The 14,191-nt window shown below is 48.9% G+C and carries 10 protein-coding genes and 1 pseudogene; 6 read left to right on the forward strand and 5 right to left on the reverse strand.

Features of this window, described 5'->3' with window-relative positions; translation table 11 throughout:
- Positions 1–60 precede the first annotated feature (60 nt).
- Positions 61–1,407, forward strand: coding sequence for an amino acid permease (locus tag NYE70_RS20495; RefSeq protein ID WP_341047870.1), 1,347 nt, complete (start codon positions 61–63; stop codon positions 1,405–1,407).
- 140 nt (positions 1,408–1,547) lie between these two features.
- Complete coding sequence (locus NYE70_RS20500; RefSeq protein WP_341047872.1) at positions 1,548–3,776, forward strand: poly(ethylene terephthalate) hydrolase family protein; 2,229 nt, start codon at positions 1,548–1,550, stop codon at positions 3,774–3,776.
- A 687-nt stretch (positions 3,777–4,463) separates the two neighbouring features.
- Here the strand turns inward: NYE70_RS20500 and NYE70_RS20505 are convergent.
- Positions 4,464–5,018 (reverse strand): GbsR/MarR family transcriptional regulator, encoded by a 555-nt coding sequence (locus tag NYE70_RS20505; RefSeq protein ID WP_211021672.1) that lies wholly within the window; start codon positions 5,016–5,018, stop codon positions 4,464–4,466.
- Positions 5,019–5,346: 328 nt separating this feature from the next.
- Between NYE70_RS20505 and NYE70_RS20510 the strand changes: the two genes are divergently transcribed.
- The 3 genes and pseudogenes from NYE70_RS20510 (at position 5,347) to NYE70_RS20520 (ending at position 8,311) form a co-directional block, all read left to right on the forward strand.
- On the forward strand, positions 5,347–6,564 hold the full coding sequence (locus NYE70_RS20510) for a quaternary amine ABC transporter ATP-binding protein (RefSeq protein ID WP_341047876.1): 1,218 nt from the start codon (positions 5,347–5,349) through the stop codon (positions 6,562–6,564).
- Positions 6,548–7,379, forward strand: a pseudogene (locus NYE70_RS20515) (ABC transporter permease); the annotation flags it as partial. The gene NYE70_RS20510 and the pseudogene NYE70_RS20515, both read left to right, overlap by 17 nt.
- A gap of 14 nt (positions 7,380–7,393) precedes the next feature.
- Positions 7,394–8,311, forward strand: coding sequence for a glycine betaine ABC transporter substrate-binding protein (locus NYE70_RS20520; RefSeq protein ID WP_341047878.1), 918 nt, complete (start codon positions 7,394–7,396; stop codon positions 8,309–8,311).
- A 142-nt stretch (positions 8,312–8,453) separates the two neighbouring features.
- Here NYE70_RS20520 and NYE70_RS20525 read toward each other — a convergent pair whose 3' ends face one another.
- Complete coding sequence (locus NYE70_RS20525; RefSeq protein ID WP_341047880.1) at positions 8,454–8,942, reverse strand: hypothetical protein; 489 nt, start codon at positions 8,940–8,942, stop codon at positions 8,454–8,456.
- 168 nt (positions 8,943–9,110) lie between these two features.
- Here NYE70_RS20525 and NYE70_RS20530 point away from each other — a divergent pair, with 168 nt between their 5' ends.
- Positions 9,111–9,356 carry a hypothetical protein gene (locus NYE70_RS20530; protein WP_211021669.1) on the forward strand — a complete coding sequence of 82 codons (246 nt, stop codon included), beginning with the start codon at positions 9,111–9,113 and terminating at the stop codon, positions 9,354–9,356.
- A gap of 93 nt (positions 9,357–9,449) precedes the next feature.
- On the opposite strand, the gene NYE70_RS20535 is transcribed toward NYE70_RS20530, so the two are convergent.
- The 3 genes from NYE70_RS20535 to NYE70_RS20545 all read right to left on the reverse strand — a co-directional run bounded on the left by NYE70_RS20535 (position 9,450) and on the right by NYE70_RS20545 (position 13,981).
- Positions 9,450–11,135 carry a methyl-accepting chemotaxis protein gene (locus NYE70_RS20535; RefSeq protein ID WP_290408278.1) on the reverse strand — a complete coding sequence of 562 codons (1,686 nt, stop codon included), beginning with the start codon at positions 11,133–11,135 and terminating at the stop codon, positions 9,450–9,452.
- A gap of 173 nt (positions 11,136–11,308) precedes the next feature.
- Entirely contained in the window at positions 11,309–12,793 is a 1,485-nt protein-coding gene (locus NYE70_RS20540) for an oligosaccharide flippase family protein (protein WP_341047883.1), read from the reverse strand.
- Positions 12,794–12,868: 75 nt separating this feature from the next.
- Positions 12,869–13,981 carry an amidase domain-containing protein gene (locus tag NYE70_RS20545; RefSeq protein ID WP_341047885.1) on the reverse strand — a complete coding sequence of 371 codons (1,113 nt, stop codon included), beginning with the start codon at positions 13,979–13,981 and terminating at the stop codon, positions 12,869–12,871.
- Positions 13,982–14,191 lie beyond the last annotated feature (210 nt).

The following is a 14,191-nucleotide window of genomic DNA, read 5'->3' on the forward strand; positions in this document are numbered from 1 at the left end:
TTTTATTGTAATATAGTGCAATACACTTAAAATTGACCTTAGGTCAGGAGGCTACGATCGTTGAATTCCAACAAGAATACTTTGCAAAAAAAATTGCTCCCGAGGCACATCAGCTTCATGGCGATGGGCGGGGTAATCGGCACCGGCATCTTTAAAGGGAGCGCCGAAACGGTCAACGTAGCCGGACCCGGTGTTGTTATTTCCTATATCCTAGCCGGCTTGCTGCTCCTGGTCGTGATGGGGGCCATTGCCGAAATGGCCACCGTGTACCCGGGTCTCAATATGAAGGACTTTATTCGTAAAGCGTTTGGCGAACGGCTTTCCTTTGTCGTCGGCTGGCTGTACTGCTTCATGTGGCTCGCTGTCTGCGTAATTGAAGTGATCGCCGCGGGAAGCTTCCTGCAGTTCTGGCTCCCGGATGTTCCGCTATGGCTCCTCAGCTTGGCCAGCGCCGGATTTATCCTGGCGATCAATATGATGAGCGTCGGAGGTTATGGGGAATTCGAGTTTTGGCTGGCCGGAATCAAGATCGCCATGATCATCGTGTTCATTTTGCTGGGCGCCTGTATCCTGTTCGGAATTCTCCCGAGAGCAAACGCTGCATGGAGTTATAACTTTATTGCATACGGCGGCTTTTTTCCGAACGGCTGGACCGCCATCTTCCCCGCTTTGTTGATTGTCATGTTCTCTTACGGGGGCTCCGAGCTGATCGGGCTGACTCTATCGGAAGCGCAGGACGCCGAAAAGGTACTTCCTAAAGTAGTAAAAAGCTTTATATTGCGAGTGGTTCTGTTCTACACCCTGCCGATCCTGATCATTTGCGGCCTGATTCCGTGGAATTCGTTGAACGAGCATACCAGCCCGTTTGTACAGGTGCTTACTTCTGCAGGACTGCAAGGCTCCGCTCATTTAATGAACTTTATCCTAATAACTGCCGTGCTGTCCGCGGCCAACTCCGGAATTTACGGAGCAACCCGGATGCTGCATTCGATGGCTACGGACGGAGAGGCTCCGTCCGGACTGGCTCGTCTGTCCTCCAAGGGCATCCCGGTGAACAGCCTGAAGCTGTGTGCCTTCGTCCTTATTCTGGGGTCCATGATTGCGTATGTTGCTCAGGACAACGTATTCCGACTGTTGATGGCCGTCCCCGGTTTCGTTGTGCTGCTGGTCTGGATCAGCATTCTGCTGGCGGAATGGAAGCTTCGTAAAACTTACCCTGCCAAGCCGGGATTTAAGGTATGGGGATTTCCTTACATCACGATCCTGACCGTAATTTGCTTATCCGTCATCGCGGTTCTCTTCCTCTTTGACGAGCAAAACCGGATCAGCATCGGCGTTTGTCTCGCTGTGATGCTCGTCCTGTTCATCTGGTCCTTCTTCCGCTTCAAACCGAATCGAAGCAGGTAATCAAAAGTCGGTATTTATGAACCTGAAATTGAAGACCCGGTATTCTCCATTACCTCTCCCTGCTTTGTGCATGATACAATGAAGGTTGTTACGGCGCATAGTGTTCAGCCATTATATATAGAGAAAAGCTGGGGGAAGCCATGGAACTTGAAATCCGGACAGAGTATGTCATCAAGCAACCGAAAATACCGCTTCGTTCAAGGCTGCGCGAGCGCATCCGACGGACGTATCGATACGATACCGCGTTCTGGCGGATCAGCATAGCCGGGCCCTCGGGGGCCGGCATCTTCGCGTTTATCCTTGCCGCACTGGGAATGCCTACGGGTCTGGGTACTGCCTTTGACACCGTGACCTTCGCCTTTGCCGGCACAGTGGGCTTATTCCTGATAGCTCATCTCATCGCGATCATTCTGGCTTTAACCGGCCTGCCCGCTCCTCGCCTGTTTATAGGAACTGTCATTTTTGATTTGGCAGCCATCTTCCTTATTTTCTATCAGGAGGATGAAGCGTTCGCGATCTCGGCCATCGTATCTGCGGCTGTAACGCTAGCCGGGGTGCTTATCGGTCTGTTAGCCGGGTTATTTGCTTCCTATAAAATTACGCTGCGGATTAAAGCCTGTGTTGCCGCCGTATTGGTGCTGACTTGCTTGTCGTCCGCCGTATGGCCTGATCCAACCGAATTCGCGGTCTCCATGGATGGTTCGGACTTTCCTGAAATCACCGCCTTGAATCCCGGAGAACCGGGGAATTACCAAGTCGAATCCTTTTATTACGGAAGCGGCAAGGATATTTGGCAGCCGGAATACGGGGTTGGCGCCGATCTGATCTCAAGTTCGGTAGATGCCTCCGCTTACATCAAAAAATGGTCCGACTTCAGAACGTTCTATTGGGGATTCAATGAAAAAGCACTGCCTTTGAACGGGCGGGTATGGATGCCTAAAGGTTCCGGTCCTTTTCCGCTCGTCCTGATCGTTCATGGGAATCATTTAATGGAAGACTATTCGGATGATGGCTATTCTTATCTGGGGAATTTGCTAGCAAGCCGGGGATTCGTTGCCGTGTCTGTGGACGAGAATTTTCTCAATTATTCCGTGTGGACCGGTATCCCGGACAATGACATGAAGGTTCGGGCGTGGATTCTGCTCAAACATCTGCAGGAAATCGGCAAGTTCGCCGAGGATCCTGAGACGCCGTTCTACGGGCGGGTCGACTTTGAGCAAATCGCTCTGATCGGGCACTCCCGGGGCGGTCAGGCCGTATCGATGGCTTCCGAATATAAACGGTGGTTCGCCGCCGACGAAACGTTGGAAGGCATTGATCAGTATCAGATCCGGGCGATCGCAGCCATTGCCCCGACCGACAAAAAAGTCGACGGCAATTATGCCAAGCTGAAGGATGTCAATTATTTGACGCTGCAAGGCGCGCGGGACGGCGACGTCAATGATTTCGACGGAGAGCGACAGTACGCTCGGACCTCTTTTTCGAAGGGAGAGGCTTCTTTCAAAGCTTCCCTCTATATTGCGGACGCCAACCATAGCCAGTTTAATACCGGTTGGGGCGGCCGGGATATCAGTTACCCAAAAGGTATTCTGCTGAGCCGAAAAGGCTTGCTGCCCGCCGCAGAACAACGAACGATAGCAAAGGTTTATATTTCCGCATTTCTGGAGGCCACGCTCCACCGGCAGGATCAGTACCTTCCATTGTTCCGCGACTACAGGACCGGCTTGGATTGGCTGCCCGAGACCACCTATTTTAACCGGTTCGAAAGCGGACAAATGACCTCTTGGGCCAAGTTCGACGAGGATATGAACCGGATGACCGTTCCGGGCGGAGGCGTAGCCGAAGGCCAAGATATCCTTTGGAAGGAAGAAGAGGCCAAAAACCGCCGCCAGTCCGGCAAAGGCACGCGCGGTGCAGTGCTGGAGAGAGATGATCAATCCGAGACGGTGTCCACCTACAGTTTGAGCTGGGATAAAGCAGCACCGTCGCCTAGCAAGGCATCGGCACAATTTCTATCCTTTTCCCTGTCGGATCGGAGCTATGAAATAAGCCAGGTAAAAAAATTAGATATTGAAGTGGAGCTGGAGAGTTTGGATGGGGTCATCGTACGACTACCTCTTTCGAAGTTCATGCCGATTTTGCCGTTACCCGAAACCAACTACACCCTCCACCCTTGGCTGGACCTGCATTTGTCCGACGGCAAATACAAAAATCCGACAGAGGCGGTTTTCCAAACTTATTTGCTGCCGCTATCCGCCTTCAGCGACGAAGACCCGGACTTTAACGCAGCTTCCGGCATCTCGCGGCTCACCTTCCGCCTGACCGACGGCCCCGGACGGGTCATGCTGGATGATATCGGGGTGTATTGAGCGGCGAGGTTCCGAGCTCAGTTCTTAGAGCTCGGTTCTAAGTGCTCGGTTCTAAGTGCTCAGCTTTAGAGGTGGGTGGTCGGCGGATGCTGGTCTGCAAGGTGTTCGCGGTGTGCGGTGTGCGGTGTGCGGTGTGCGGTGTGCGGTGTGCGGTGTGCGGTGTGCGGTGTGCGGTGTGCGGTGTGCGGTGTGCGGTGTGCGGTGTGCGGTGTGCGGTGATCTGTTGGCGGCGGTCGGCGGACGTTGATCTGTAGGTGCTGGTCGGTGGACGTTTGACGAGATGCCTGGGTCGATTGTGGTCCGTGGTGATGGATGGTAGATTGCGGATCGCAGGCGCTGTATATGGCGTTTGGCGCTGTGTGTTAGGTATTTGACGCTGTACATTGGGTGCTGAGCGGTGATTTGTGGCTCGACAGACGATAAGCGTAGCTCTAACGGACACAGGGGACGTTATTCCTGGAAAATCCCCGGTTTTTAAATTCTAACGGACATACAGGACGTTATTTGCCGCCATTCCCCGTCAAACCTGGCTTTCTCACCTCATTAAGGTCTCTGGTGTCCGTTAGATTTCAAAACGCTTCATTTTGCGCCGGATAACGGCCCTCATGTCCGTTACATTTTCTGAGCGGCAGATCCTGAAAATAAAAAAGGCGAGGTTCCCTACCGGAACTCCGCCTTTTTCTGTTGTTACTCCTTTGGCACCAGATCGTAGATCTCGCCGCTCTCCATCACATCGATTAACCGGTCCATCCATTCGTAATATTTGACGGCTTCGCCCATCTTGCGGCGGTCTTCCTCAAGTATGGAACGGAACGGCTCCTGCGGACTGTTCTCTCCCGCCAACGACTTATTGATTTCCTGTATCGCGCGGCGAAGCACCAAGATGTTGGTTTCGACCGCTTTTCTCCATTTAATCGCAAAGTAATCGGTAAACGTCTGATACCAATCATACTCTACTTCATACAAATCTTTGCGGGAGCCCTTCTCCCACACTTTATTTACCATCTTCAAGTCAAGCAGGGTACGCACTCCCGTACTCATGCTAGTCTTGCTCATTTTCATTTCCAGTCCCATTTCATCCAAGGTCATCGGCTTGTCGGCAAAAAAAAGCAGCCCGTACAAATGGCCCGTCGACAATGATATTCCATATAAGTCCATGTTTCTGCCTATCGCTTCTATAACACGCTTACGCACTTTTAATAACTCGGCATGTTGTTCCGTAGTGAGCTGGTCCAAGCTCATGCGTGCGACCTCCTATCATTGCGCAATCAAGGCATCCTCATTTCCGCAGTTATCGGCATTTCCGCAGGCGGACGGATACTTCTTCTATCTTAAGAAAAGGATGCCCAAAAGTAAAGAAGTGAACCGGGTAGCATTTTGGAGCATTCGGCAGGTATACGAAGATTCTTTACGTACAGTTTTTTCTGTACGTTCTATACGTACGGTTTTAAGAATTGATTAAAAGCTTGGTTATTTGCTACACTAGGAGCATGGATTGGCACGGTACGGCGAAAATTAACTGTGTCTATATAGAGAAATGAAATTTGCAGAATTCAAAAGGGGTGAATGTATGGGAAATGAAATCTTAAAAGTCAATCGACTAAGTAAACTATTCGGACCCGGTGCCGAGCAAGGCATTCAACTCCTGGAGCAGGGGTATACGAAAGAACGGCTCGCTAAGGAAAAAAACATCATGGTCGGCGTAAACCGGGTAAGCCTCAGTATTAATGAAGGTGAAATCTTCGTGATCATGGGACTGTCCGGCAGCGGTAAATCCACCTTGGTACGCATGCTTAACCGTCTGATCGAACCTACTTCAGGCGAAGTGCTGATCCATGGACAGGACTTGAGAAAGATGAATAAGTCTCAGCTTCGAGAAGTTCGCCGCAAAACCATAAGCATGGTGTTTCAAAAATTTGCTCTCTTTCCTCACCGGACCGTTCTCGAGAATGTGGAATACGGTTTGGAAGTGCAGAAAGTAAATAAAGCGGAGCGCCGCGAAAAAGCCCAGAAATCGCTGGAACTGGTTGGGCTGAAGAGCTGGGAGCATGTTATGCCGGATCAGTTGAGCGGCGGCATGCAGCAGCGGGTCGGCTTAGCGCGGGCGCTGGCCAACGACCCGGAAATTTTGCTGATGGACGAAGCATTCAGCGCACTCGATCCGCTCATTCGCCGCGACATGCAGGATGAACTGCTCGAATTGCAAGAGAAAATGAAGAAAACGATCGTCTTTATTACCCATGACCTGGATGAAGCGCTGCGCATCGGCGACCGGATCGCCCTGATGAAGGACGGGGAGCTCGTGCAAATCGGTACGCCGGAAGAAATGTTGACCCAGCCTGCGGACCGTTACGTCGAACGCTTTATCGAAGATGTCGACTTGTCCAAAGTCCTGACGGCATCGCGGGTAATGCGCCGGCCAGAAACAGTAACATTGGACCGCGGACCGCGGGTCGCTCTGCAGCTCATGCGGGAAAGAGGTATTTCCAATCTGTTCGTAATCGACCGGGCCAAGCGGCTGCTTGGGGTCATTACGGCCGAGGACGCCTCTCAAGCGCTTAAAACAGGGGCTTCCCTACGCGATATTCTGATCGAAGACGGCCCGAAGGTGCCACCTGAAACTTTGCTGAATGAGCTATTTGAAGTGACCAGTTCCGCGAAGGTACCGCTGGCGGTCGTTGACGAACAGGAGCGGTTGCTCGGCGTCATTGTTAGAGGAGCCGTGCTCGGCGCTCTTGCTGGAGAAGTGGATAACAAGGAGGTGAGCGAACATGGACTTCATTCCTAAGCTTCCGCTCGCAGACTGGATAGAAGCGATCGTCGACTGGATGGCATCCAATCTCGAAGGATTGTTTGATGGAATTTCTGACGTAATCGAAGCCGTCGTAGGCTTCTTCTCAGGACTGTTCCTGCTTCCGCATCCGCTGCTTTTCATCGTTATTATCGGAATTCTCGCCTATCTGGTCGGAAAATGGAGATTGACCCTGTTTACGGTGATCGGCTTCCTGCTCATCGATAATCTCGGCTACTGGCAAGAAACGATGAACACGCTTGGATTGGTCATTACTTCAGGGCTCATATCCATCGTATTCGGCATTCCGATCGGAATCTGGAGTGCCTACAGCAAAACGGCGCACCGGATCATATCGCCTCTGCTTGATTTCATGCAGACGATGCCGGCATTCGTGTATTTACTGCCTGCGGTTACGTTCTTCAGTCTCGGCGTTGTGCCCGGCGTTATTGCGTCCGTCATATTCGCGATTCCGCCAACCATTCGCTTGACCTACCTCGGTATCAAGCAGGTATCCGGCGAATTGGCCGAAGCGGCCGACGCCTTTGGCTCGACTTCCTGGCAGAAGCTGATCAAGGTTGAGCTTCCGCTCGCCATGCCGACCATGATGGCCGGAATCAACCAAACGATCATGCTATCCTTGTCCATGGTCGTCATCGCTTCGATGATCGGGGCCCAGGGGATCGGCGCCACCGTCTACCGCGCCGTTACCCAGCTTAAAATCGGACAAGGTTTCGAAGCCGGCCTTGCTGTGGTCGTGCTGGCTATCGTACTTGACCGGTTTACGCAAAATCTTTTCAAATCGAACAAAGGGAGAGGTTAAAGAATGAAGATATCGAAGAAACTACTAGTACTTGCAGGTTTAGCCGGGGTTCTGGCCCTGTCCGCTTGCGGCTCTAATTCAGGTAAAGGCGCCAATACCGGGAACAAAGGGGAAACCGGTACAGCTGAATCGTTCGGGAATCAGGTTAAACATGAAATCATCGGGATCGACCCTGGGGCCGGCATTATGAAAGCTACCGCCGCTGCGATAGACCAGTACGGTCTCACCGACTGGAAGCTGATCGAAGGTTCGGGAGCGGCTATGACCGCCATGCTCGACAAAGCGGTAAAGGCTGAAAAGCCGATCATCATTACCGGCTGGACCCCACACTGGATGTTCTCGAAATACGATCTGAAGTATCTTGAAGATCCGAAAAAAGTATTCGGGGAAGCCGAAGAAATCCATACCGTCGCACGGAAAGGCTTAAAAGACGATCATCCTGTAGCTTATGAGTTTCTTGACCGCTTCGAATGGAGTTCCGATGAGATGGGTGAAATTATGACCGCCATCCAGGAAGGGAAAGATCCGGCGGATGCAGCCAAAGAATGGGCTGACAGTCATGGCGACCGTGTGGACACTTGGACGAAGGATTTGAAGCCTGTCAGCGGCGATAAACTCAAGCTTAGTTATGTAGCGTGGGATTCGGAAATCGCCAGCACCAACCTGCTGGAATACGTGCTGGAAAGTAAGCTTGGGTATGACGTTACCGCGCTTCAGGTTGAAGCGGGCCCAATGTGGACCGGCGTTGCCAGCGGGGATGTCGATGCCTCTCCTGCCGCATGGCTGCCATTGACACATGCCGATTATTGGACAGAGTACGGCGATAAGCTGGAGGACCTCGGTCCAAACATGACCGGCGTAAAAACCGGGCTGGTCGTTCCTGCCTATGTCGATGTTAATTCGATCGAAGATTTGAAATAATTCACGATTAAAACGAAGAAACCATCCCTCTGGCTGGGATGGTTTCTTTACTGCATCTATATTAATGAAGAGGGAGTATATATAATGTACCAACAGTTCCTTAATACAACCTTACGGAAACCTGAAAAACAGATTAATTTATTTATGGTTTCAAAGGAGACGAAAAAGGTCTGACATCTTCCCGCGAAGCTATTATTTCTCCCAGTTTTCCGGCCTCCTCTTCCTCGGATTCGATAAAAATCACGAAATCCCCTTTTACCAGAACCCGTTCAATTTCTTTCGCATCCTTCTCCGGAATGCCCACTCCCACTAGACCGACGACGAAGTCGTCGCTGCCCTTCCCGATCTCCGCACCCGCCAACAATTTTGCTGCTGGACCGATCACGGCCACATTTGCCGGCTCATCCTCGAGGATGGCGGCGACCTCGATTAGCGGATGGAACAACGCATGGTTCCCGTCGCCTCGCTTCGGCTTCGAAAGCCCGGTATCCCGGCTAATTAGTCCCAACTCCTGCTCGGTTCTGGCTACGACCGAAATACTTCCTTTTTTAACCCCCGCCTGCTTTAAATCCTCAATGACCAAGGCTGCGTCTTGTCTAGACTTCGTGATTGCAATTAGTAATTTCGCCATGACAGCATCATCTCCTCCCGACCGAAATCCGTTGTAAAGCCAATAAGTATTATTAAACCGACTATTAACCGATCTGAATCATTTATATAAAGTTTGGCATATAGCCCTTCGCCGTGACTCCCTAGCCCTATTCCTCATAATTTATAGAAAAGGAGGAGGAATGCCCAAGTGGATGCCTATTACAATTGTTTGCGCCTGAAAAATCGGAAGGTTCGCATCATGACGTTTGATAGACAGCAATATACGGGTACTATTGTCGATGTTGATCGTAACAACGTATATTTGCGTCCGGAACGCGGTGGAATTGTCCAAACGTCCGCATTTTACCCTGGCCCATACGGCGGTGCAGGCTGGTACGGTAATGACATTTTGACCCTGAGCCTGTTTACCCTGCTCGCAATCGCGTTGATCTGAATAGTAAATCTCTATAAATGAAATGGCCGCTCCCAAGCAAATATCTGCTTTTGGAGCGGCCTTTTTTATTGATGAACATAACTAGCAGCTTAATCACACGGCGAATTTCTTGATAGTTGCCTGAAGCTCTAAGGCCATGCTGCTTAGAGATTCTGCAGCGGCAGACACTTCTTCCATTGAAGCATTTTGTTCTTCGGCCGAAGCCGCAACGTTTTGCGTATTTGCCGCGGACTGCCGGGAAATCCGTGCCATATGCTCTATCGATTCCGTCATCGTTACCGCTCTTTGCGTAACTTGTTCGAACATCTCCGATATGTTCCGGGATCCTTCGGTCAACCGTTCTACCGAATTCGCTATCTCTTGGAATGTATCTCCCGTTCTATGTACCAATTGGATGCCGTTATCCAAGGTGGCCGCTCCTTCGTTCATCGCCCGAACCGCATGTTCCGATTTCGTTTGCACTTCCTGAATCAGCGACTTGATTTGTTCTGCGGCATCGTTGGAATGGGCCGCCAAGCCCCGTACCTCTTTTGCCACAACCCCGAAGCCTCCGCCGTGTTCTCCCGCCCGGGCAGCCTCGATTCCCGCGTTCAACGCCAACAGGTTCGTCTGTCTTGCGATATCTGTCATCAGATTGACGATTTGGCCAATTTCCTGCAGCTTCCGGTTCAGATCATGGACCACTTCCACTGTCACGCCTACCGATGCTTGAGCTGCATTCATCTGATCAACGGTGTTCAACACAACTTGGTTGCCGGATATCGCTTTGTTATTGGTCGACTCCATATAGCTAGCCATCGCATGGATGGTAGAAGCAGCCTGATTCATCTGATCTTGAATCTGAACGACAGCTTGGGTGGATTCATCCGACAATGTCATTTGTTTCTCCGCACCGGCTGCAACTTCCTGAACTTCATTTGAAATTAGTTCCGTTGCCTTGGTGCTCTCCTCCGCACTGGCGGAAAGCTGTTCTGAGGTAGCGGCAACCTGGGTGCTGTTCCAGCCGATTTGGCTGATCAGATCGTGCAGGTTTCTCTTCATTAGATTAAAAGATTCCGCCAAACTGCCAATCTCATCTCTATTTTTAACGGAAATATCCGCTATATTCAAATTCCCATCCGCGATCGATTTCGCGGCTGACGCCATTGCCGATATCGGCTTGGAGATCATGCGCGCGACAAGCGCGCTAATCGCGAGGGCTAATAGAAGCGCCGACAAGTTTAATACGATAATAGTGAAATTAATGGAATCCACCAGTTCCGAATTCGCCTTGCTGCCTTCTTTCATGCGTTGATCCTGATCGGACACCAATGCATCTACGTCATCTCTAATACTCCGGGCCAAGGGCATGGCTTCTTCTATAGCTATTCTTGACGCCTCTTCGGGACGAGTTCTAAGCATCTCTACAACCTGCTCGACCTTATTTACGAATTCCATGTTCAGGCTGGTGATTTTCTGTATCTCATCCTTAGTGTTTTGAAGCTGCACCAAGCCTTCCATTTGTTGAACGGAGAACTCTAACCCGGAGATGACTTCTTTCAATGAATCGTAAGCCCCTTCTTCCCTCAACAAAATGGCTCTAAGGCTGCTGATTTCTCGTGAAGCGTAATTCTGCACATCTTTGGCATGGGAAAGAATTTCCGCCCTCCGATCAACCAAATCGGAATAAGATTCATCCATCTTCTTGACCTCGAAATAAAAAATACCGCCTGTTAATCCTAACAACATTACAACGCTTAAAAAGCCTAACAAAATTTTTTTCCTTACCGAGACCTTCATAATCTGTGACTCTCCTATGATGTAATATATTTTTGAGACTATAGTAGGTGTATCGGCTATTTATTCGAGATTTATTAGGTCTAAATTCCTATGTACTTATAAGTCCTAAGAACTGGTTTTCGCGTTAATAAGTTCCTGCCGACTCTCAAATATCTGCAAGAACCTACTACGGATTATTTTGAACTCATATTTCTCAAGTCTCTACACCGCAAAATCATATAAATCCCTGTTATAGAAAAAAAGAAAACAATGCTCATTAAAAAGTCGGAGAAGCTTATGATTGATTTAGGTTTTATTTGTGCCAACACCATAATACTTCCTCCGATTACCAGAACGTCCAGCAATGCTGAAGGTAAAACTTTGATCATATTCAGGTTTCTTTTAAAAACCGCTATATTCAATATAAATGGAGCTATTTCCATGGATAACACACCTGCTGCTGCTCCAACGTAAGCATAACCAGGGATCGCCAATGTAAAAAACTGAATGATCGTCGAAGAGCCTATCCCGATCGCAAGCCCTAGGAAGGGAACCTTCTTAACATCCTGAGCCCAAAGTATGCTGGTCGTCATCTCTCGCAGCCCTACAATAATTGGAATGACCGATAAATACTTGATTAACTCACCGGCCTTGTCGGTATGAAATATGTAAAATGAAAGTTCTTTGGCATAAACAAATAAAAATGAAGCGGAAATCAATCCCCATAACCAGCTTAATTTTATGGCGATCCTTAGAAGCTCATGAAATTTCACTCTTTCCTTTTGCTGCCACTGCGAGGCGATTCTCATGGTTAAAGTATGGCTAAGGGCTCCTGTTATTAGCGTGGGCGTATAAACCATAGTAACCGCCATCCCCGTGATAATGCCGTAAATCGAAATAGCTTCCGAAGGACTGTATCCCGAAGCCATTAACCGGTTAGGGATAAGAATCGAATCTACAAATTCAGAGGCAGGAACCAACAATCGGGTAACCGAAATCATGATTGACGCCCGAAGTAACCAGTTGATAGGGAGTGATGATTTAGTTTGCTGTGAACCGGAAGAATATAAACCGTGATAAGAAATATAAATGGTCAGCAATATGAAGGTAATAACCACACTCAAAAAAGTGGCATATAACCCTTTTCCAATAACAGCCCCTAATCCGGAAGGCAGACAATAGTAAATAATCAACAGCATCAGAAACACTCGAGAAGCCTGCTCAACCACTTCCGAAACGGCAATCATACTAAACCGTTCGAGTCCCTGTAGATAGCCCCGCAACAGCCCCAGTAAAGGAGCAGCAAAGATGGCCGGTGCAATACTTTTCAGTGCGCCGTTTAAATCCGGATTGCCAAGCAACACCGCGATCCGGGGAGACTTCCAGAATACAGTTAGACTAAGAATACCGCCCGAAATGATTATGCCGAATGATAGTATTTTTAGGAGTTGCCACCCTTGCGCTGGCTTTTTTGCAGTAATAATCGCCAAAGCAGTAGGCAACCCTCCAAAAAGCATAATAACGAAACCGTATAACGAATAACCCATTTGGTACAAGCCAATTCCTTCTGCACCAACCAGTCTGGCAAGAATGATTCGGCCCACTAAGCCAAGCAACTTTACCAATGCCATTGCACTGGCTCTAATTGCAGATTGTAATAATAAATGAGGTTTGTTCATATTCGCCCCCAGGGACTCAATGTGCATACCTCATTTTTATTACATTTCAAATTCAGTTATGCTGACAAGCACTGTTTAATCTTTAATATGGACCAGAACATATTTTGTATTTCTGTCCCAACCGAGATCAAACGGGACTCTATACCGATCTGTGGTATGCGAATTAACGAGCGGGTATCCATATTCATCATATCCAACAAGCACCGAAAAGTGGTCTATATCGTTCCCATGAATGATATAACCGATCAGATCCCCAGGCTGTAACCGCGCAATCGCACCATTAGGATCTTCCTTTGTCGGCTTTACAACTTGCTCATACCCGCCTTTAAAAACTTGTTTTCCGTACCCGCTGTTGAGAAGGAATTGTTTGAAGGAATCCGTTCTAACCCAGTATTGGGTTCCACCCGATTGTTTGTTGTACCGCCATTGGCTCGTCATGGGAAGGCCGCCTCCCCTTTTGTCTCCAACCACTTGAGAAGCAAAATTGGTACAGTCCCCTCCCCGGCCTGTATAATCCTTATAATCCGGGTTATATCTGCGATTATTTCCGGCTCCCCAAGCCGTTCCCGCATATTTGTCTGCGTACGCTATTGCTTGCTGCCTTTTATACCTTTTGCCGTTGACTATATTCTTGGTTTTAGGAACGGACGGCGCTGCTCCATCTTCGGTTTCCGCAATTTTATCGGGATTCTCATCCAGTGGATCTAAATACCATTCACGCGAAATCATCCACTCGCCATTTGCTTTTTTCAATGTCATAAAATGCCGGGTCCCTATTCCAAAAGATTGGACCGGCACGATTTTATTCAAGTAATCATAACTCACTTTTAGGGACTGGACTACGGAAACAGTAGCTATTTCATTCATGAGCTTTACACGCACAATCTTAATTTCACTTTTGGCGTCAACTAGTTTGATCGATCTTTTGCCGGCCCATGAGTTGATGTATTTTATCCGTCTTTTTTCATTATGAAGAGCGTTTATACTTGCTTTATCCGATAAGTAATTATCCTCCAAAACGTGATCGTTCTGGTGAATCATTGCCTCTGCTCTTTTTTCATATACCCGCTTTATAAAAACCCCAATATCCTGTTCTGCTTTACTGTCGTTTGCATGAACTTCTCCGCACCAAAAACAACCGGTAATAGAAATTGATAAACATACAATCAACTTTAGGATTCTAATCATTTGTCACCACACCATCCATTTTAGTGAAGACGACTAGTCGATCTTCATATCCTTCCCAGAAGGTATGGTATCCAATATCTCCTCCGGTAAAGCTGGTAATTTTTAAAGTAAAATAACAGGCCAGGGACCCACTATATTTTTGAGCAAGGGGCATTTGCCGCGAGCGTTATAGGTAAAAGTCCATAGACTGTAGTCGAGTAAAAATATCGA

The sequence above is a fragment of the Paenibacillus sp. FSL R5-0407 genome, from assembly GCF_038009185.1.
Lineage (GTDB): Bacteria > Bacillota > Bacilli > Paenibacillales > Paenibacillaceae > Fontibacillus > Fontibacillus vini.